The organism is Mesorhizobium sp. M2A.F.Ca.ET.042.01.1.1 (assembly GCF_003997405.1).
In the GTDB taxonomy this organism is placed as follows: Bacteria; Pseudomonadota; Alphaproteobacteria; order Rhizobiales; family Rhizobiaceae; genus Mesorhizobium.
Genome location: NZ_RZRX01000004.1, coordinates 1 through 18,936 on the forward strand (window position 1 = coordinate 1; position 18,936 = coordinate 18,936).

Consider the following 18,936-nt stretch of genomic DNA (forward strand, 5'->3'; position numbering starts at 1 on the left):
GCCCTTGCTTCCCCGTTCGTCAAATGCCTCCTGCGGCTCATTCGTACTCAGGATTCCTTCGGCTTATGGGAAGGCCATTCGGATGCCGAGCTGCTGGCCGAGTTCATCATCACCAAGCAACAGCAACGTGCGGTACCCTTTGGCGGCGATCCTCGATCCTGACGCGCTGTGGAGGCTCGACATGTTTTACACCGCCGTAGCGCTTGCGATCGAGGAGCGCTCCGGCGTGTCGACGTCGCCAATAATTGGAATGAAGCCCCTGCGGGCTTCCAGCGGTTGGGCGTTCTGTCGAGACGTCCACCGGTTCGGCTTCGAGACTTTCCGCAAACTTGCTGAGGCCGGTACGAAACTGGTCGACGATGCGACTGCAGCCATTGAAGCCTAGCCCGAGATGGAGCGCATCAAAAAACCATTGTTCCAGGAAGGATCTATGTCAGACCTAGATAAGATGAGGAAAAAAGTCTGAAAGCTCCAGTTGCGTGCAGCTATTGCCAAGATGGCATTGCAGGACCTCGTCGAGGGTCTGCCGGGCAAGTGGGCCGACATACAGGAAGTCGCCGAGAAAACCCAAGCCGTTTATGCCGAGTTGGATGTTGCCAAGAGAGAACTCGCTTCAATGAAGAATTTAGGATGATGCGCACATTCACCACCCGTGACGGCTCCATTTGGATGCCGCCGTACCTGACCTCCATCGATAGCAAACCTGCATCGGCTGCTGCCGTTGTTTCAAGGTCTGCTCGCGCGATGTGATGCATCTTCACGGCGTTGATGATGCGGGTGAAATCCTCGGCCCCTGCGATGACGAGGACGACGATTTCGACGGCAAGCTCAATCGCATGATCATGGTTGTCGAAGATGCCGGCCGCTGCATAGGCTGCGGAGCCTGCGGCCGCGTCTGCCCCAAGAACTGCCAGACGCATGTTGCGGCCGACCAGCTCGCAACATGATCTGGCGAAAACCAGGAGAACGGCGTTGCACTTCATCTTTTTGTCGGCTCGTGGGGCTGGTCCTGTGCAGCAATGCGTCGATGGTTTACTTCGCTTTGGATTCTCCGTGTGGCAGTCGTCACGACGCTGGCCTGTTCGCTGCTGCTTCAGGCCGGCTACTTCGGCCGCGTGCTCTTTCTGAGCTGGTCATGCGGCTTGGCGCAAAGCAAGCTTCTTGTGCTCGCGCAGGTCATCCATGTTGATGTAGCGGTTGGCCTCCATCCAGTTTTCGTTGGTTTCGACGGCCAGCGCCCTGACCAGGCGCAGGCAGCTTTCGGCGTTCGGGAAGATGCGCACGACATAGGTGCGCCGGCGGATTTCCTCGTTGAGGCGTTCCAGCATGTTGGTGGACTTCAGGTGCTTGTGGTGCTGGCGCGGCAGGCAAAAGAAGGTCAGCGTGCATTCGATGGTCTCCTCTCCCCAGCTCGTCAGTCGCGGATAGCGGCCCGACCATTTGGCAAGCCATGCGGCGAGATCGGCCTTGGCCTCGGCGAGATCGCGCGGTCGTAGAGCCAGCGCAACTCCTGCAGGCAATCATCGCCACGATTTCTCGGCAGGTGATCGAGCGCGTTCCTGAGGCACGTAGCAGCGCTGCCAGGCGGGCTTCGGGGATCCCCCCGCCGATCGCCGCCACCAGGCTGGCATGATCGTCGGACACGACCAGTTCGACGCCCCTGAGCCCGCGCGCCTTCAGCGCGACGAGGAAATCCCTCCAGGCCGAGCGGCTTTCGCGATTAGCCATCTCGACGGCCAAGATCTGGCGCCGGCCGTCCCAATCGATGCCGACAGCGATCAGCACCGCCTGGCTCATGACGACGCCGCCCGACGCGATCGCGCCAGATGCCCGATACGCTCGTCACAACCGGTGGCGTGCAGTCCAACCATACGCGCATGGTCGCTGCGGTCGCCGCCAAGACCGGCATGAGATGCCTCCTGGTCCAGGAGAGCTGGGTCCCACATGGACATCCGCGCCTGGTTCAGCCCTAGCGGTGAAGGCATGGCAGCAAGCTCAGCGCCGCTAAACAACACATCGCCAAGGCATGCGAACATTGCATGCTCTCTCGCTCGAACACGCCGCGGCGGGGGCGCTCGTCTCCACGTAGAAGGACCAGATTTGCCATCGAGCCTTCTCCTGTTCACGGCAAATTTCACCCTAAATGCACCGCCGCCTCGGAGATTGGCCCCAGCAGATGTCCGTAGGCAATCATTCTCTGACGTTGCCGAGCGGCGGAACTGGGCGCCATATTCCTTTACCATCAGACGGACCCGGTTCTCGACGTCGCGGCTGATAGCGACAAGGCAGGTGCCAGCGGGAGGATGGCGTTCCAGCGGCCCGCCCCAGTTCGAAATACGACTAACCGTCACGGAAGACTTAACTTGGCAGTTCGGCCACCGTCTACGACAAAAATCTGGCCGGTGACGAATGCAGCTTCGTCGGAGGCAATCCATGCGACCATGGCGGCAACTTCCTCAACGCGGCCTGTTCGGCCCAACGGATGAATGGTACCAAGCCGTTCCAGTGCCTTCTCGGGCAAAGCGGCGACGAAATCGACATTGAGATCCGTATCGATCCAACCAGGCGCTACGCCATTGCAGCGCACCCCGTCTTGCCCGCCGTCCACCGCTACGGCGCGTGTAAGGCCATGCAGCCCAGCCTTCGAGGCACAATATGCCGCGTGCCCTGGGTTAGAGGCCAATCCCTCTATCGAGCCAACATTGACGATTGAGCCACGGCTTCTGCGAAGATGAGGCATGGCGCGACGGATCAGCAGGAAAGGAGCATCAAGATTCAGCGCCATTGTGCGTCGCCACTCGTCAAGCCCGGTATCATCTACCCTTGCTTCAACCATGCACCCAGCGTTGTTGACCAGGATATCGAGGCGGCCAGCCTGTCGAACGACATGGTCAATTACCATGTTCGGAACGCCGGGGTCGCAAAGGTCCGCGACTATCCCTTCTCTATGACCGGTCGCCTCGAGCTGAACCGCAAATACTCTGGCCCCGTCGCTGGCAAGTCTGTCGGCGATTGCCGCCCCAATGCCGCGGCTAGCCCCGGTCACTAAGGCGACCTTCCCCATAAAACGCTTCATTCGGCTGCCCTTTCGCCATTCACCGTTACAAGCATGCCGACGCGAGACGCACGCGCAGGCCGGTTTAATCCGGACACCTTCTCCCGCGTGGTCAAGGCCTACTCCACCCCGTCGGCGATGCGACCATTAAGCGGCCGCAAGATGAATAGGCGTCTCTGACTCCGAAGGCCCAACCTGATGGCCGTGCGCGACGCACGAGCCCGGTCCGGCGCCGCGATTCGTTGCTCTTAGTCGATTTGAACTGAAATGCGAGCATCTGCGCTGACGCTTCTTTCTTCGTTAGGTGCCCGGGCTTTGTCCCATACCACCATGATTTCATGGGTTTCAAAGGCATCCTCAGAACATGTTTAGTAACACCCTGTATATTGATGCCAATTCAGCTGCGATGGACCCATATGCCTGAACGAATTGGCCCGTAAGCCCTTCTTGCTATCAAACCCTTTTATGCTTTCTCCTCGGCCCGCCCTGCGATCGTGCCTTCAGGACATTGCTTTGCGGAGCCGCACAGAGGGCGCCGTAATAAACCTCCTCACCCTTGTAGTTGGCTAAGGCCTGCAGCAAGTTCGGTAGAAGGTGTTGTTTCAGCTCGTCCAGCATAGGGTCCGCACTGTCCAGCGATTTCAGTGCGAACTCGATTAGCTCAATCGCACGATCTTGGTTGCCGCTCTCGTGATAGTATCGAGCCACCGCCGGATAAGTCCGGAACTTGTGGCCGTCGCCTTGGAGTGGATTGCGTGCCAGGATATGCTCGGCCAACTCTTTGCCGAGCGCGAAGCGCTCATGAGACGGAAAGTGCGAGTGGTCGTGCGCCGGACCGAAAAGTTGGTCTAATGTTGCCAGCAGCCAATGCTCGGAGTTCCTTTCGATCGCGTCGCGAGCCAATTGGCGTATGACAGGCAACCCGGCCGGCATGTCTTGCATTCTGTGAAGCAATACATGCGCCTGAGCCAAGCGGAAGTTGATGTCGTCGGGCATCAAGGCGCTGCCCTCTTCGACTGCTGAGAGTGCCGTCTCCCAGTCCTCTTTTCTCACTGCGGCCCAAAATCTCCTATTAATTGACTTGGTCAACGCTTGTTCGCGCTCGGCGATCCGCTTCGAGTCGACTTTCGATGCGTCGCTGGTGCGCCAGCGGCCGTTGAGCACTCTCGCCAAGACCTCGTTAAGTCGAGTAGCGTGACCGATATAGGCGATACGACCGTCTGCATCGATTACAAACAAGATCGGAAATTCGCCAGAAAAGCTTGCTTCCATCCAACGCTTTTTCATTTGGCCCGTATGGTCGAACGCGATCGGAAAATTCAGGTTCGAGCACTTTTCGGTCAACCACGCGTCCAGCTTGACCCGCGCCTCAACCGTCGATAGCGCGCCTTCATGAGCCGCGACCACGATGACCTCGAGCCCACTGTGCTTGAACCTTTCCTGCATCTGCATCAGATGGTGCATCGCCGCCGCACATGGTTCACTCCCAGTTGCCCAAAATTCGACGACGTATACTTTGCCGGGCTGGAAATGTGCGATGGGCTCGCCGCGCACCCAAGTCTCCACATTGATCGAAGGAGCCGGCGACCCCATCTGCAAAACCATATTGCTCTCCAACGCCATCCCAAAGCTGCGCGGCTTTATGGCAAGCTGTTCCCTGAGAGACGGTGCACCGAGTCGACTGAAAGGAGGCCTCTATCGTCAGGCGGGCTTCGATGCAGTCAGCCGTCAATCAGTTTTGCCGCATTTCAACCAGCAAAGGCCGTGCCAGCGCGCTGAACGCCCGCTGACGGCATTAATTTACCTTTGAAAACATCCATGTGTAATGATGCGGACATTTTTGTCAGGTGTTTGTTTCGAATCCGCCATTTTGTCAGTTGCTGTCGGTCTGGGCGTTTAGAGTCCTCGCGCCAGACTGCGATGGGGCAGCAGCACCTGAATACAGACCTGCCACTGAGAATTTCCTCCATCTGAGACTAGAGTCAGGGTCCTTGATTACGGACTGATGAAGACAAAGCGATTTACGGAAGAGCAGATCATCGCGGTTATGCGCGAGCATGAAGAGGGTGCGAAGGCTGGCGATCTTGCCCGCAAGCACGGGATCTCCGAGGCGACGCTGTATAGCTGGAAGGCCAAGTATGGCGGGATGGACGTCTCCGACGCCAAGCGCCTGAGGCCTTGGAAGACGAGAACGCCAAGCTAAAGAAGCTGCTCGCCGACGCTCGAAGCCTCGGCAGTGCGCGAGCTTCTGTCGAAAAAAGTTAGGACCCGCCGCCAAGCGCGAATCCGTAGCGCATCTGCAGGCCGTCATGGGCCTATCGGAGCGTCGGGCCTGTCCTTCGTCGGCGCCGATCGCAAGATGATTGATACCAGTCTGGCCGACCGCCAGAGACACAGCTGCGTGGTCGGCTGCGCGACCTCACGCACGAGCGTCGACGCTTCGGTTACCTGCCCGTCGTCCACGGTGGCGGCAATCTGTTCTTCCAACTCGCAAACGCCCGCTACGAGAAGGGCGCAATGATTGTTACCTCAAATCGCGGCTTCGCCGAATGGGGCGAGGTCTTCGGCGACCCTCGTCGCAACCGCACTTCTCGATCGCCTGCTTCACCATGCGGTCGTCGTCCAGATCGAAGGATCGAGTTATCGGCTCCGCCAGCACGCCGAGCTCATGCCAGAACACTTGCGATCAAAAGCCTCCATCACATTGCCGACATTAAATTCACCATCGCGACCGCGCGGCCGGCCACCGAAAAATGGACACCCCCACCGGGACAGCCTGAGCGGCGAAACTGGGGAATTTTACTTCGGCACTTTTGGGGACGAGTGGCATTGACAGGTGACGCGCAGGGGATTGCACAGATTGTGCGCACACGTTGGTTCAAGGCAGTTCATCTGAAGTCCGCTACTGGCCAGAGGCCGCGCACGCTCACCGCGGCGCGCAACACTGTCAGGGCGGCACTGCCAACGAGCAGGTCATCCGACGCATGTTGCGTTCCCTGGGGCTAAGCAACCCTATCTCTCTCTTGGAAGGTGCCTTGGGTTTTCTTGAGGTACGGTGCGTAAAAACCCGATACGAGCAGAGGATGATCGCGAGGCAATGTGGAGAAGCCTCCGGCTGAGCCTCGGCAATTTCTAGACGAACAAAGACATACCGATACCCCAATGCACTCGAATTCCGATGTAGCGTAGTTCCACGTCACTTCGGCGCCAGAAGAGATATGCTGAATGGCGACGAAGTCGTAGGCCCCGAAGCGATTGGGCACAATCGCTAAGTTTGGATCATTCACAATGACAGCCGGCTTATGAAAGAGAGCATGGACATTCCAGTCCAGTTGAAAGGAGTTTGTCGTTCGAACCGTTTCCATACGGTCAATTAGCCCGATGACGACAATTTCCCCCGGCAGGAAGTCGCGAGCAGCGAATACCCCGCGCCCCCTTTCTCCTCCCGTGCTGAGGATTTTTACGTTGCGGGCATTGAGCTGCTTTGCGCACGCGACGTCATCCGTCAAAATAGACAGATCTTGGTTTATGTGAGTATCAGACATACTGTTTCTTTCGCCTGCTCGATTGAGGGATGAGTACTTTTCGCCAGAGGTCGCTTGGAATTTCGCTGTTTTCGGAACGTCCTCCTAAAATCCCGATGGTTCCAAGTAATTTACGAAGTTGGGGGCTTGTCCATGTTTTGCGCCTTAGGTCCCAGTCAGCGGCGCCTACTGTCTCTCCCAGGAAACACTCAAAAATCGTGCCGATTCACCCGCCCGGCAGCCGAGGATTTTGATTTCTCTCGGCTATTTGACTGAGGCTAACGAAGAGATTGCCTATCACGCGTGTGTAGCGAATCCGACAGACCAGCAGGCGAAGTGGTGACAACGCGTCTGCAAGCGAGCAGTTTATCCTGCTGCGGATGGTGCGCGTGACACGCCAGCCGGGGGTCCAGGTCTCGAAAGCGTTAGCATACCGCAGGAAGTGGCTGCAAAACCCCTGTTGCCGCCAGATGCCGCGCACATTGAGTTTCAAAGGCGCGGTCAAGGGACTAATGCGTGACAATACTGTCCCACCTATGGCGTTTTCTGAGTTCGACTGGGCCGCTTCGACCCCGCAGTGTATTGTCACGCGAGTAGGCGGCGGCCCGCTCTCTCATGCTTTGGCCAAATGAGCATAACTTGCTGCGAAACGCCCGAGTTTGTGTTCGCCGCAAGTCACCGGCCGGTAGCGCAGAGGGTTGCTGTCAGTGACACATGAGGCCAATGGCTCAATGATCGCATCGAAATCAGCATCGATAAAGAAGGGGATTGAGTATCGCTCACGCCCTGAGCTATTCACTACGCGATGTAGGTTGGCCAGATAGACACCGTTGGTGAGCCGCTGAAGCAGGTCCCCGACGTTGATTATGAAAGTACCGTGGATCGGCGTGCCTTGTACCCAATCGCCGTCTCGGTTCATGACCTGAAGACCGCCGACGTCGTCCTGTGCAAGGATGGTCAAATTGCCGTAGTCGGTGTGGGCGCCGATTCCGATCATGTCTTCGCTGATATAACCACTCTGCGGCGGGTAGTGAAGCAGCCGCTGAATGCTGATCGGGTTCCGCATGAGGTCCTCGAAATAGCTTTCCGCCAGGTCCAGACTGAGCGCAATTCCCTGCAAAAGTTTTTTCGATAGGCCCACCATCTCTTGATGGTATCTGTATGTCAGCTCCCGAAACTCGGGCCAACCTGAGGGCCACTGGTTAGGACCAAAAAAGGGACCTTCTAAGGTCGAACGTTCAGGTCCGAAGTCGAAGCACTCCTTGAGGTCTTTGGTCTTGCCCGGATCGGTGTTCTCGCCGAACAGCTCAATGTAACCGCGAAAGGCCGAATCGGAATTGCCAATATGCAGTGACGACTTCTGCGACAATGGCAAATTAAAAAACCTGCGGCTCACATCAAACACCGATTGTATGAAATCCTGCGGGACTCCGTGGTTCTTCACATACATGAATCCAGTATTGGAAAGCGCCCACCGTATCTCCCTGGCCACCACCTGTTTGTTCGTACCGTTGAGGAGCGGTCCGATGTCGACCACCGGTATTTTGTCAAAGCTTTCGCGTTTTGCGCGCAGCTTATCGTCTAGTCTGGCTACTAAACCTTTGGACATTAGTACACCTTTGTTTTGCCGATTGAAGCCGACGCATAGCTGCCGGCCATTTGGATTTATCGTGACGCGAAGTAGTACTGAAACGCGCCACCGTGCTGGAAATACCCCTACTCGTCTTTAGGTCATCCACAACAGGGTTTCGCTCCCGAGGCAGAGCATGATCACAACCCCTGTCGCTCTGCCGCGCTGACCTTCTCGGGCACTTGAAAGACCCAATAGTCCGCACGCTCCTCGGCCACGTATCTGCCGTTGCTTAGACACTGCGCCAGTAAAAGAACGCCCTCATCCTGCAGACGCCGCGCTTCGTCCTCGAAGAATGCGGCCTCGGCGTAGCTCTTGCGGATGCTTGTGATGATGAATCCTTTCGGGCGCGTGACGCGAGCCAGCTCGCGCAGCCCGTCTGGTCTAACGTGCCCAAGTGTAAAGACACCGCAGCAAACCGTGATATCATAGCCCGCGTCGGCGTACTCAGAGAGTACTCCGTTAAGGTCGACACAGTCTTGGACATGACGGTAGACTCGGGTTTGCCGCGCCTTTTCGGCCATCTCTTTGGAAAGATCGAACCCATCGATCAGCCCGAAGCCGAGGCGTTCCAGTTGCACGCCGACAAGGCCTGTTCCGCAGCCAGCATCCAGGATTGTGATGGCAGTTCGCTCGCTGCTCAAATAGGCTGCCTGCACGGTGCCCGCTAGTTCCGCCACGATCATCGGGCCGTAGTACCCCTCGGAGCCAACATCCACATCGTAGGCCCCAGCCCATCCCCGATAGAATTGGGTTAGGCGATCGGCGTCGCCCTCGAGTACGAGGGCGTCCCTGATGCGCTGTCGTGCGACTTGTTCCAGTGTCGTCTGCTGATCGACGGTATTCATGGCAACTCCTCTGATAGGCATAATCGGAAGCGGCTATTCGGCTCCTGATGCCAACTCTCAAATGTGAGAATCAAAGCTCGTGCCAATTGGCCAAAAGCCCGAAGAAAAGCAATTTTGATGAATTCTGCTATCAGGCTGAGGCACAACAACACAACATTGCTCCAACGAAGCCTGTCCGCAAACAACAAAGCCGACAAAGTGTCGGGTTGTGAACTTGCGACCCAGCGTACAGCACTGCCCGCGAACTCATGAAAATCCCGCGCGCCTCCTACGTTGTCAGCTCTATCAATTCCAGTGGCCTGCTATGTGGTGGGTCCGGAATGAGCTGGTACGGGTTGATCAGCCCGGTGCTCGATTGCCATTGGCAATGCAGATGCGGTCGAAGATTTGCGGCCGAAGGAGGCGTCCGCTGGGACTATCGCCGTTTTGGGGCAGGTCAGGATTGCCCTGGCGCTGGAGTCAGTGATGAGGCGCTAAGCTGGGCTTTGGATGGTGTCCTCTCGGACAGCCCAGGACGTCATCCAGCGGCAGACGACGATGGCTTCTTCGGTCGACGTCAGGCACGGTGCTCTTCGACGCCTCGGCTCCCATCGGAGCATCGGCCCGATCGCGTTGAGCGCGAAAGCCAGGCTGCCGAGGTGCTTGCCAATTGATGGCACGTGGGTTTTGCGGGGCTCGTAAGGGGGCGTCACCGAGTATGGGTCAGCCGCGACAGGTACTGGGGTTGGCGCCGAAGGCTTCGCGGAAGCACTTCGAAAAATGTGAGGCCGACACGAAACCACAGGCGACCGCGATCTCAATAATCGGCAACTCTGTTTGTGCAATGAGACGCTTCGCGCGGCTAAGTCTCAAATGCAGGTAAAAGCGCATGGGAGACAACGAAACCGATCGCTGGAAGAGCCGTTCAATCTGACGCTGTGAGCGGCCGACACATCTTGCGATGTCGCGTAAGGGCAGCGGGTCCTCAATATGCTCCTCCATAATGCGAATCACTTCGGCGACCGGCTTGCAGATGCCGGCTTCGCCGCCATTCATGGTCCATTGTCTATCAGAGGCAGGGCGCCAATACCCGGCAGTCGTATGTCGGCAGACGGTCAACGCAATGTCTCTGCCGAGGCGTTCGCTGATCAGCTCCATAACGAGGTCGAACGACGCAAATTCTCCTGCGCAAGTGAGGAGGTGACTATCACGAACGAATAGCCGGTCAGTGACCTGAAGCCGGCCAAATTTTTCAGAGAAAGCGGCTCTCTTGTCCCAATGGATTGTGCACGCGGTGCCGTCCAGCAACCCGCTGTCCGCCAACAGCCATGTCGCCGTACCCAACGCTGTGATTGGAACACCATGCCGCTTGCAAAGCCGAAGAATCTTGCTGAGAGCAGCAGACGTCTGCCTTTCGACCCGTTCGCCTGCACAGACAATGACCATGTTCGTACCTTTGCCAGCCGGAACGCATTCGCCGGTGCTAGCGAAGTCGCTGCCGACCGACAGGACGAACCCGCTGGCGCATTCAACCGGCTGGCCATCCAGGCTTGCAATCGTCCACTCGAAGAATGATCGACCGGACACAGAATTCGCGATGCGAAGGGGATCTACAAATGACGAAAGGCTGAGTAGCGAAAATCCGGGAAGTGCCAGGATAACCAGTCGGTATACGTCCTGCGTGTCGATCACCTGCCGGCTGGGGTTCCATCCCACGATCCGCGAATGATCTCCTGTTGAAAATGGCGCATTCATAAGGTCATACATCCTGGTTGATGGTGATCAACATCGAGCGGCCGCAAACGACACCGGCGCCTTCAGGGTTGGCACCGCAGCCATTCAACTACGGGTGTTATGCTTGCGCTTCATGAAGTCCTTGGCGGTCTCGACAGCCACCGCCGCGTCGCGGCAATAGGCATCGGCGCCGACGGCCTTGCCGAATTCCTCGTTCAGCGGCGCACCGCCGACCAGCACGACATAGTCGTCGCGAATGCCCTTTTCCTTCATCGTGTCGATGACGACCTTCATGTAGGGCATGGTGGTGGTCAGCAGCGCCGACATGCCGACAATATCAGGTTTATGCTCTTCAATCGCCGCCATATACTTCTCGACCGCATTGTTGATGCCGAGGTCGATGACGTCGAAGCCGGCGCCTTCCATCATCATGCCGACGAGGTTCTTGCCAATGTCGTGGATGTCGCCCTTGACGGTGCCGATCACCATCTTGCCCTGCTTTGGCGCGCCGGTGGCGATAAGCAGCGGGCGCAGGATGAACATGCCGGCCTTCATCGCATTGGCCGACAGCAGCACTTCCGGAACAAACAGGATACCGTCGCGAAAATCCTCGCCGACGATGCGCATGCCTTCGACCAGCGCCTCGGTGAGCACCTTGTAGGGCGCCCATCCGCGCTCCAGCAGGATGGCCGTGCCTTCCTCAATTTCTTCCTTCAGCCCGTCATAAAGGTCGTCGTGCATCTGCTGCACGAGTTCCTCGTCGGACAGCTCGGAAAGGATGATCTCTTCGTCAGCCATGTTGGTTCACCTGATGCTCAATTCAAAGGAGGTCGGCGCCCCATCTCGATGGGGCACCGATCAGGCTTCCGGTTCGAAGCCTTGGGAGTTGATTTTCAGGCTGCCAGCCACTATTCCCGCAGGTGAATCTGGGAACCGGAAGACTGGCCTGTGCGGCGCCGGATTGCGGGAATATCAGTGTCCATCATCGCGTCACCCTCAGCGGAATGACCCGCATCCCGCGTCAAACATCAGTGGCCCGGCCGTCCAATAGGGGCGGACCCTAGCTTAATCTCGCGCTGATGATAGGCGCCGGCAATTGTCCTGAGAATGCGCAAAAGCTTTCGCTTGTCTTAAATCCAGTTTATATCCAGAGGCGGATAGGGTGAGGGGCAATTCAGGTCACGGGCGGAGTTCTTCAGACTGGACGAGAAACCAGTCAACCAAAATCTTGCATCTCTTGTTCTTGCTGGCATCCTCGCTGGCCAACAGAAAGAAGGCCCTGTCGGTCTGGATTTGGGTTGGCAATGGCTTGACCAGGAGGCGGTTGTCGAGCAACTGCTGGGCGGTAAGGGACCACCCCAATGCTATTCCTTCACCAGCCAGAGCCGCTTGAAGCGTTAGCTGGTAGTCATTGAACACGATATTGGGCTTGATGTCGCTGGCATCGCCGCCTGCCAACTCGACCCATTCGGGCCAATCCAGGCGCTTGCGAAAAGCATCGGACGAATGAATCAGTTGATGGTGGATCAGATCTTCGACGGCTTGGGGAGCGGGGTGCGACAGAAGATATGCCGGTGAGCAGACGGGAAAGATGATCTCGTCGCAAACGAACCAGCTGTTGGCCCTTTCAAAATTCCGGGGCCGCACCCAAACCGTCACGTCGATCTCATGATCTGGCTCGACATCGCGGTCGGTGGCGACCACCTTGATCCTGACGTCCGGATGCTCTTCCTGGAAATGATAGAGTTGAGGCGCGAGCCAATGTGCCGCCAGAGATGTCGAAGCTGCGAAAGTTATGTACTTCGTTCCGCGATCAGTGATGGTCTCAAGCCGCTGTTCCAGACGGCGGAAGCTGTTGCGCACCTCATCGTAGAGCTGCCTGCCGGGCTCGGTCAGCTGCACTCCCCGATTGTCTCGGACAAAGAGTGCCGTCCCGCAATGCTTTTCGAACATTTTGATCGAATGCGAGATACTTGGCTGCGTCACGTTGAGTTCGCTGGCCGCGTTCTTGAAACTCAGCGTTCGGGCCGCCGCTTCGAAGACGAAAAGCGAATGCGTCGATGGGACAAGATTGCGAAGCTTGGACATGAAGCAGGTCTATATCAGACCGCATATTTTCCGTCTACGAGACGAACGACACATCGTTTATTCGAAACAGGAACAAGCCAGAGCGAGCGGTGCACTACCCACCGGCCGCCTTCACCGAGCGAGTTGGCAGTGAACTCTTTGAATCAAACAAAGACAAGAGAGCGTATTGTCGTCCAAGCACCGCATCCGGAGCCAACAGTCTCAGGGTGGTACCGCACGTCGGGACCGGAGCTACCCTTAGTGCCGCAGCAAGGCGATGTCACATGCGATTGCCTGGTCATTGGCGGCGGCTGGATGGGGCTTCACGCGGCCCGCCGATTTGCCGAACTCAACCCCCAGTCTTCGGTAATCCTCGTCGACGCCGGACGTATCGGGGACAATGCATCGGGGCGGTGCATGGGCTTCGTCATCGATCTCGCGCACAATCCCCGAAAACGCGACTTCGTTGAAGACATTAGGGGAAACAAGGAAGAGCTGTACGTCAACCTTGAGGGCATCGCCTACATTCGAACCGCCGTCGAGGAGCATGGGGTAGACTGTGATTGGGACCCGCAGGGGAAATACCACAGCGCGGCCACGTCTCACGGCGTTGCCGATCTACACCGCTTTTCGGAGGCGCTCGATAAGCTTGGACAGAAGTACAGCTGGGTTGAAGCCCCTGAAATTCAGTCGATCACCGGCAGTAAGCACTACGTCAAAGCTTTGCATCACCCTGGCACGATTCTGGTCCAGCCTGCGAAGTATCTCAAGAACGCCGTAAACAGCCTCCCCGAGAACGTTACCATCCATGAAAACACCGCCATTGTGGCGGTCCAGTTCGGTGCGCCGAAGCACATCTGCGAGACGCCTGCTGGAACAATCAGGGCTTCGAAGGTCATCATCTGCGCATCGGGTTATCTGACGAGATTTGGCTTCTTCGAAAACCGAGCCATACCACTCTACACGTTCGCGAGCATGACCAGACAGCTCACTGAGAGCGAGCTTTCCAACGTGGGCAACAAGCGAACATATGGGCTTATTCCGGCCGATAGCTTTGGGACGACGGTGCGACGTACTATAGACAACCGTCTTTTCCTTAGAAACGTTTACTCGTATGCGACTAATTTCAAAACAACCAAACAAGATGTCCTTAGGGCGCGGACCCAGCAGCAGGTAGCATTTGACCGCCGATGGCCCGGGCTTTCGTCAATCGGCTTTGAGGCCAGCTGGGGTGGTCTGCTTACGCTCGCGCAAAATGGCGGCATGGTCTTCGGCGAGTTGGCGCACGACGTCTATGGTGCCGCCTTCTGTAATGGAACCGGCGTCGCTCGAGGGGCTGCCTTTGGCAAGGCTGTCGCCGAACTGGCCACGGGGCAATCTTCGGCTGTGATCGATATCCTGAAGACGCGGGCCGCTCCGAGCAGGACTTATCCGAGACTTGTCACATCAATGGGCGTCCGGTTCGTGACCGCTCTTCGTTTCAGGCAGGCAGGCGCGGAAGTCTAGCAATAAGAGGAACGGCAATGGCGGACCTGAAGGGCATCAATCTTGCAATGCAGACACCGTTCGAACCTACCGGTGCGATCGATTACGGCCTCTTCGAAGAGTTGATCGAAAAATACGTATCGGCGGGAGTTCACGGCTTGGTTCTTGGGGCAGGTACAGGCCAGCACCCTTACCTGACCGAGTCCGAATGCAATCGGCTCTACGAGCTCGGGGCGAAGCGCATCGCAGGACGCTGCAACGTTGTCTGCCAGACCTCGGCCCTGAATATGGACGAAGTCATACGGCGGTCACAGCAAGCTGAATCGGTCGGCGCGGACGCGCTGATGATTTTGCCGCCGTATCTCGAAGGTCCGTCAGACGAGGATGGAATTTTCAATTTCTACAGGGAAATCGACGCGGCGGTTGGCGTGGATATTGTGGGCTACAACATCCCGCAGGCTACCGGGATCGCGGTTTCGCCACGCCTTTTTGATCGACTGAGCGGTCTCAAGCATTTCAATTACATCAAAGATAGTGCCGGCGACTTCACCGTGCATCAGGAGTATCTGCAGACGGGAGGCAAGGTGCTAAATGGTTGCGATACAACAACCCTCTATGCGCTGATGGCAGGCGCGCGCGGTGTTATCTGGGGCGCAGCAAACTACATGCCTCTTGAGGCTGTCGAATTGTACAACCTTGTGGCAGCGAAGGATTTGGAGAGGGCTCTGGCACTTTGGCAGCGGATGCTGCCCTCGTTGCTTTTTATCTGGCGGGCACCATATACGCCTTCTGTTCTGAGAGCCGCGCAACTGCGCGGCCTCGGAACCGGGAATGTCCGCAAGCCATTGGCAAAACTCTCGGCGGACCAGGACATGGCGCTTCGCGCCGCACTTGCCCCGCTGTTTGAGGTCGCCTCCTAGCCGTCAGGATATCCAGGGGAGTCCCTATGCGAATTGTCCTGGTTGGTTCGACTGGGATTGTCGGGTCGGCCGTAGCGGCCGAACTTGGCAAGCGGCACAACATTATAGGAGTCGGGCGAACTAGCGGCTTATTCAACGTCGACATCGCCGAGCCGAACTCTATCGACCAATTATTCGACAAGATCGGTGCATTTGACGCGTTGATCTGCACAGCAGGGGCCGTGCACTACGCCCCGCTGAACCAATTCACGAATGAACAGTTCGAAATCGGGCTGCGCAGTAAGTTGATGGGGCAGGTCAATCTCGTAGCGAAGGGTCTCAAGCGTATCCGCGACCACGGATCATTTACCTTGACCTCGGGTCTAACCAACGAAGATCCCATCCGGCAGGGAAGCTCGTCCGCCCTGGTCAATGGCGCGTTAGACGGTTTTGTACGCAGCGCGGCAATCGAGCTTGGGCGGGGGCTGCGGATCAATCTGGTCAGTCCGACTCTCGTACAGGAGTCGGTTCAGCTCTACGGCGACTTCTTTCCTGGCACCGCGGCGGTGCCGGCGAGCGAGGTGGCGCTCGGCTACGTCAAGAGCGCAGAGGGCAGTCAAACGGGTCGAGTTTATCGCATGGGTTGGGTCAGAGACGCCTAATCTGACCAACAATGAACGTCGCGCTAACGGAGGACAAGCATGCCCAGGCAACTCTGCATCGGAGGTAGGTGGGAACTCGGTGGTAGAGCGGCCCAATTTCGATGTGACAAACCCTGCGCATCGTTCTGCGGAGGGGGCATCAACTTGTGGATGTCGCTCCATGAATAGGCAGCGGGTGGTCGGCTTAGAAAATGCCCATCAAGGCGCACTATCGTCGTTGCAGGCGACAGGTGAATGTGACGCAGGGCGCCACTTCACCCCCGTGCCAGAAGGCCATATCCGCATCAGCCTCTGCCAGCCCGAACCTATGCTGCAAGAAGCAGCGCTCCGGCTGCGCCGTTTCGCTTCCAGCTACCGCCGCGAGGCCGCATGACCGCCAAAGCCATTCCCGCCAAAGCAAGAGCGGTCATCATCGGTGGCGGCGTTTCCGGCTGCTCCGTCGCCTATCACCTGGCCAAACTCGGCTGGACCGACATCGTGCTTCTGGAGCGCAAGCAGCTGACGTCAGGCACGACATGGCATGCCGCCGGCCTGATCGGCCAGTTGCGCGGCTCGCAGAACATGACCCGGCTGGCGAAATATTCCGCCGACCTCTACGTCAAGCTGGAAGCCGAGACCGAGGTCGGCACCGGCATGCGCCAGGTCGGTTCGATCACCGTGGCGCTGACCGAGGAGCGCAAGCACGAGATCTACAGGCAAGCATCGCTGGCGCGTGCCTTCGATGTCGATGTCCGCGAGATTTCTCCCAATGAAGTCAAGCAGATGTATCCGCATCTGAATGTCTCGGACGTCGTCGGCGCCGTGCATCTGCCGCTCGACGGCCAGTGCGACCCCGCAAACATCGCCATGGCGCTGGCCAAGGGCGCGCGCCAGCGCGGCGCCACCATCGTCGAGAACGTAAAGGTCACCAAGGTCCATACCAGGGCCGGCCGCGTCACCGGCGTGTCCTGGGCGCAAGGCGAAGAGCAAGGCACGATCGAGGCCGACATCGTCGTCAATTGCGCCGGCATGTGGGCGCGCGAACTGGGAGCGCAGAACGGCGTCACCATCCCGCTACACGCCTGCGAGCATTTTTATCTCGTCACCGAGCCGATCCCCGGCCTCACCCGTCTGCCGGTGCTGCGGGTGCCGGACGAGTGCGCCTACTACAAGGAAGACGCCGGCAAGATGATGCTGGGCGCCTTCGAGCCGGTGGCCAAGCCGTGGGGCATGGACGGCATAAGCGAGGATTTCTGCTTCGACCAACTGCCTGAGGACATGGAGCATTTCGAGCCGATCCTCGAAATGGGCGTCAACCGCATGCCGATGCTGGCGACCGCCGGCATCCACACCTTCTTCAACGGTCCGGAGAGTTTTACGCCCGATGACCGCTACTATCTCGGTGAGGCGCCGGAGCTGTCCGGCTACTGGATGGCGACCGGCTACAATTCGATCGGCATCGTCTCCTCCGGCGGCGCCGGCATGGCGCTGGCGCAGTGGATCAATGACGGCGAAGCGCCCTTCGACCTGTGGGAGGTCGACATCCGCCGCGCCCAGCCATTCCAGAAGAACCGACGCTATCTCAAGGAGCGCGTCTCCGAGACGCTCGGCCTGCTCTATGCCGACCATTTCCCCTATCGGCAGATGGCGACCTCGAGGAATGTCCGCCGCTCGCCCCTGCATGAGCATCTGAAGGCGCGCGGCGCGGTGTTCGGCGAAGTCGCCGGCTGGGAGCGCGCCAACTGGTTCGCACGCGAGGGCCAGGAGCGCGAATACCGCTATTCCTGGAAGCGGCAGAACTGGTTCGACAACCAGCGCGAGGAACACCTCGCGGTCCGAAACAAGGTCGGCCTGTTCGACATGACCTCGTTCGGCAAGATCCGTGTCGAAGGCCGCGACGCCTGTGCCTTCCTCCAGAAGCTCTGCGCCAACGACATGGACGTCGCGCCGGGCAAGATCGTCTACACCCAGATGCTCAACCAACGCGGCGGCATCGAGAGCGACCTGACGGTCTCGCGCCTGTCGGAGACGGCGTTCTTCCTCGTCGTCCCAGGCGCCACGCTGCAGCGTGACCTCGCCTGGCTGCGCCGCCATGTCGGCGGGCAGTTCGTTGTCGTCACCGACGTAACGGCGGCCGAAAGCGTGCTCTGTCTCATGGGTCCGGATGCGCGAAAGCTGATCCAGAAGGTCAGCCCGAACGATTTCTCCAATGAGAAAAATCCGTTCGGCACATTCCAGGAGATCGAGATCGGCATGGGCCTGGCCCGCGCCCACCGCGTCACCTATGTCGGCGAGCTCGGCTGGGAACTCTATGTCTCGACCGACCAGGCAGCACACGTTTTCGAAGCGATCGACGAGGCCGGTGCCGATGTCGGCCTGAAACTCTGCGGCCTGCACACGCTGGATTCCTGCCGCATCGAAAAGGCTTTCCGGCATTTCGGCCACGACATCACCGACGAGGACAATGTGCTGGAGGCCGGCCTCGGCTTCGCGGTGAAGACCGCCAAGGGCGACTTCATCGGCCGCGATGCCGTGCTGCGCAAAAAGGAAGCCGGCCTGTCACGCCGGCTCGTCCAGTTCCGGCTTAAGGATCCAGAGCCCCTGCTCTTCCATAACGAGGCGATCCTGCGCGACGGCAAGATCGTCGGTCCGATCACATCAGGCAATTACGGCCATCACCTCGGCGGCGCGGTAGGGCTGGGTTATGTGCCATGCCGGGGCGAGAGCGAGGCCGATGTGCTGGCTTCATCCTACGAGATCGAAATCGCCGGCGAACGCTTCGCGGCGGAAGCATCGTTGAAGCCGATGTACGATCCGAAGGCTGAAAAAGTGCGGGCCTGAGTTACAAACACCTATAGGAATGAGTGGATAGCTGCGCAACGCGTCTTCGCAAGGGATGCAGCTTCGATACGTAACGCGAGCAATTATACGTCAAGCGTCTAGGTGTCCGTATCCCCAATGCCGTCTCTTGTTGGGAGACCTTGAAAGTAGTGATGCTGGCCAAGGCCCGAGAGATATCAGCCCTAACCGCGGTGGAGCGGCTCAAGGCCTTGTAGGCAGACGTCCTCAGTACC

Annotated in this window: 13 protein-coding genes and 7 pseudogenes; 11 read left to right on the forward strand and 9 right to left on the reverse strand. The window is 58.3% G+C overall.

Translation table 11 applies throughout. The features are described 5' to 3' along the window. From EOA23_RS01170 to EOA23_RS36235, 4 genes and pseudogenes are all read left to right on the forward strand, one after another. A pseudogene (locus tag EOA23_RS01170) lies at window positions 1–385 on the forward strand (DUF269 domain-containing protein); the annotation flags it as partial. A gap of 90 nt (window positions 386–475) precedes the next feature. Beyond that, entirely contained in the window at window positions 476–634 is a 159-nt protein-coding gene (locus tag EOA23_RS01175) for a CCE_0567 family metalloprotein (protein ID WP_224571204.1), read from the forward strand. Next, a pseudogene (gene fdxB, locus EOA23_RS01180) lies at window positions 631–947 on the forward strand (ferredoxin III, nif-specific). The gene EOA23_RS01175 and the pseudogene fdxB overlap by 4 nt, the downstream one beginning before the upstream one ends. A 72-nt stretch (window positions 948–1,019) precedes the next feature. After that, window positions 1,020–1,097: pseudogene (locus tag EOA23_RS36235) on the forward strand (hypothetical protein); the annotation flags it as partial. Window positions 1,098–1,133: 36 nt separating this feature from the next. On the opposite strand, the pseudogene EOA23_RS01190 reads toward EOA23_RS36235, so the two are convergent. Continuing rightward, window positions 1,134–1,806: pseudogene (locus EOA23_RS01190) on the reverse strand (transposase); the annotation flags it as partial. Between the two features lie 26 nt (window positions 1,807–1,832). On the opposite strand from EOA23_RS01190, the pseudogene EOA23_RS01195 reads away from it, so the two are divergent. Further along, window positions 1,833–1,946: pseudogene (locus EOA23_RS01195) on the forward strand (aminocyclopropane-1-carboxylate deaminase/D-cysteine desulfhydrase family protein); the annotation flags it as partial. Window positions 1,947–2,347: 401 nt separating this feature from the next. Here EOA23_RS01195 and EOA23_RS01200 read toward each other — a convergent pair. Beyond that, the gene (locus EOA23_RS01200) at window positions 2,348–3,076 is read right to left on the reverse strand and encodes an SDR family oxidoreductase (protein WP_126080609.1); all 729 of its coding nucleotides are present in this window, start codon (window positions 3,074–3,076) and stop codon (window positions 2,348–2,350) included. A gap of 432 nt (window positions 3,077–3,508) precedes the next feature. Further along, complete coding sequence (locus tag EOA23_RS01205) at window positions 3,509–4,660, reverse strand: TlpA disulfide reductase family protein (RefSeq protein WP_126080610.1); 1,152 nt, start codon at window positions 4,658–4,660, stop codon at window positions 3,509–3,511. A 400-nt stretch (window positions 4,661–5,060) separates the two neighbouring features. Between EOA23_RS01205 and EOA23_RS01210 the strand changes: the two are divergent. Together EOA23_RS01210 and EOA23_RS35510 are read left to right on the forward strand one after the other, a co-directional pair. Continuing rightward, window positions 5,061–5,503: pseudogene (locus tag EOA23_RS01210) on the forward strand (transposase); the annotation flags it as partial. Next, window positions 5,498–5,888 (forward strand): annotated as a pseudogene (locus tag EOA23_RS35510) (ATP-binding protein); the annotation flags it as partial. The pseudogenes EOA23_RS01210 and EOA23_RS35510, both read left to right, overlap by 6 nt. 169 nt (window positions 5,889–6,057) lie before the next feature. Here the strand turns inward: EOA23_RS35510 and EOA23_RS01215 are convergent. The 6 genes from EOA23_RS01215 to EOA23_RS01240 form a co-directional block, all read right to left on the reverse strand. Further along, on the reverse strand, window positions 6,058–6,600 hold the full coding sequence (locus EOA23_RS01215) for an SET domain-containing protein-lysine N-methyltransferase (protein ID WP_127302630.1): 543 nt from the start codon (window positions 6,598–6,600) through the stop codon (window positions 6,058–6,060). Between the two features lie 592 nt (window positions 6,601–7,192). Continuing rightward, window positions 7,193–8,188: a 2-oxoglutarate and iron-dependent oxygenase domain-containing protein gene (locus EOA23_RS01220; RefSeq protein ID WP_126080612.1), complete on the reverse strand. Its 996-nt coding sequence runs from the start codon at window positions 8,186–8,188 to the stop codon at window positions 7,193–7,195. A 161-nt stretch (window positions 8,189–8,349) separates the two neighbouring features. Further along, complete coding sequence (locus EOA23_RS01225; protein WP_126080613.1) at window positions 8,350–9,057, reverse strand: class I SAM-dependent methyltransferase; 708 nt, start codon at window positions 9,055–9,057, stop codon at window positions 8,350–8,352. Between the two features lie 702 nt (window positions 9,058–9,759). After that, window positions 9,760–10,791 (reverse strand): GlxA family transcriptional regulator, encoded by a 1,032-nt coding sequence (locus EOA23_RS01230; RefSeq protein WP_164762826.1) that lies wholly within the window; start codon window positions 10,789–10,791, stop codon window positions 9,760–9,762. A gap of 84 nt (window positions 10,792–10,875) precedes the next feature. Further along, window positions 10,876–11,568, reverse strand: a complete 693-nt coding sequence (locus EOA23_RS01235; RefSeq protein WP_126080615.1) for a B12-binding domain-containing protein — start codon at window positions 11,566–11,568, stop codon at window positions 10,876–10,878. Between the two features lie 381 nt (window positions 11,569–11,949). After that, on the reverse strand, window positions 11,950–12,858 hold the full coding sequence (locus EOA23_RS01240; protein WP_126080616.1) for a LysR substrate-binding domain-containing protein: 909 nt from the start codon (window positions 12,856–12,858) through the stop codon (window positions 11,950–11,952). Between the two features lie 240 nt (window positions 12,859–13,098). Between EOA23_RS01240 and EOA23_RS01245 the strand changes: the two genes are divergently transcribed. The 4 genes from EOA23_RS01245 to EOA23_RS01265 all read left to right on the forward strand — a co-directional run bounded on the left by EOA23_RS01245 (window position 13,099) and on the right by EOA23_RS01265 (window position 18,703). After that, the gene (locus EOA23_RS01245) at window positions 13,099–14,343 is read left to right on the forward strand and encodes an FAD-binding oxidoreductase (protein WP_245459658.1); all 1,245 of its coding nucleotides are present in this window, start codon (window positions 13,099–13,101) and stop codon (window positions 14,341–14,343) included. A 17-nt stretch (window positions 14,344–14,360) separates the two neighbouring features. Continuing rightward, entirely contained in the window at window positions 14,361–15,242 is an 882-nt protein-coding gene (locus EOA23_RS01250; RefSeq protein WP_126080618.1) for a dihydrodipicolinate synthase family protein, read from the forward strand. 26 nt (window positions 15,243–15,268) lie between these two features. Continuing rightward, on the forward strand, window positions 15,269–15,883 hold the full coding sequence (locus tag EOA23_RS01255) for a short chain dehydrogenase (protein WP_126080619.1): 615 nt from the start codon (window positions 15,269–15,271) through the stop codon (window positions 15,881–15,883). A gap of 369 nt (window positions 15,884–16,252) precedes the next feature. Next, window positions 16,253–18,703, forward strand: coding sequence for an FAD-dependent oxidoreductase (locus EOA23_RS01265; RefSeq protein WP_126080621.1), 2,451 nt, complete (start codon window positions 16,253–16,255; stop codon window positions 18,701–18,703). Window positions 18,704–18,936: the final 233 nt, after the last annotated feature.

Coding starts and splice junctions, on each gene's coding strand:
- EOA23_RS01200 (WP_126080609.1), bottom strand. CDS start 3,076: ATGAAGCGTTTTATGGGGAAGGTCGCCTTAGTGACCGGGGCTAGCCGC.
- EOA23_RS01205 (WP_126080610.1), bottom strand. CDS start 4,660: ATGGTTTTGCAGATGGGGTCGCCGGCTCCTTCGATCAATGTGGAGACT.
- EOA23_RS01215 (WP_127302630.1), bottom strand. CDS start 6,600: ATGTCTGATACTCACATAAACCAAGATCTGTCTATTTTGACGGATGAC.
- EOA23_RS01220 (WP_126080612.1), bottom strand. CDS start 8,188: ATGTCCAAAGGTTTAGTAGCCAGACTAGACGATAAGCTGCGCGCAAAA.
- EOA23_RS01225 (WP_126080613.1), bottom strand. CDS start 9,057: ATGAATACCGTCGATCAGCAGACGACACTGGAACAAGTCGCACGACAG.
- EOA23_RS01230 (WP_164762826.1), bottom strand. CDS start 10,791: ATGAATGCGCCATTTTCAACAGGAGATCATTCGCGGATCGTGGGATGG.
- EOA23_RS01235 (WP_126080615.1), bottom strand. CDS start 11,568: ATGGCTGACGAAGAGATCATCCTTTCCGAGCTGTCCGACGAGGAACTC.
- EOA23_RS01240 (WP_126080616.1), bottom strand. CDS start 12,858: ATGTCCAAGCTTCGCAATCTTGTCCCATCGACGCATTCGCTTTTCGTC.
- EOA23_RS01250 (WP_126080618.1), top strand. CDS start 14,361: ATGGCGGACCTGAAGGGCATCAATCTTGCAATGCAGACACCGTTCGAA.
- EOA23_RS01255 (WP_126080619.1), top strand. CDS start 15,269: ATGCGAATTGTCCTGGTTGGTTCGACTGGGATTGTCGGGTCGGCCGTA.
- EOA23_RS01265 (WP_126080621.1), top strand. CDS start 16,253: ATGACCGCCAAAGCCATTCCCGCCAAAGCAAGAGCGGTCATCATCGGT.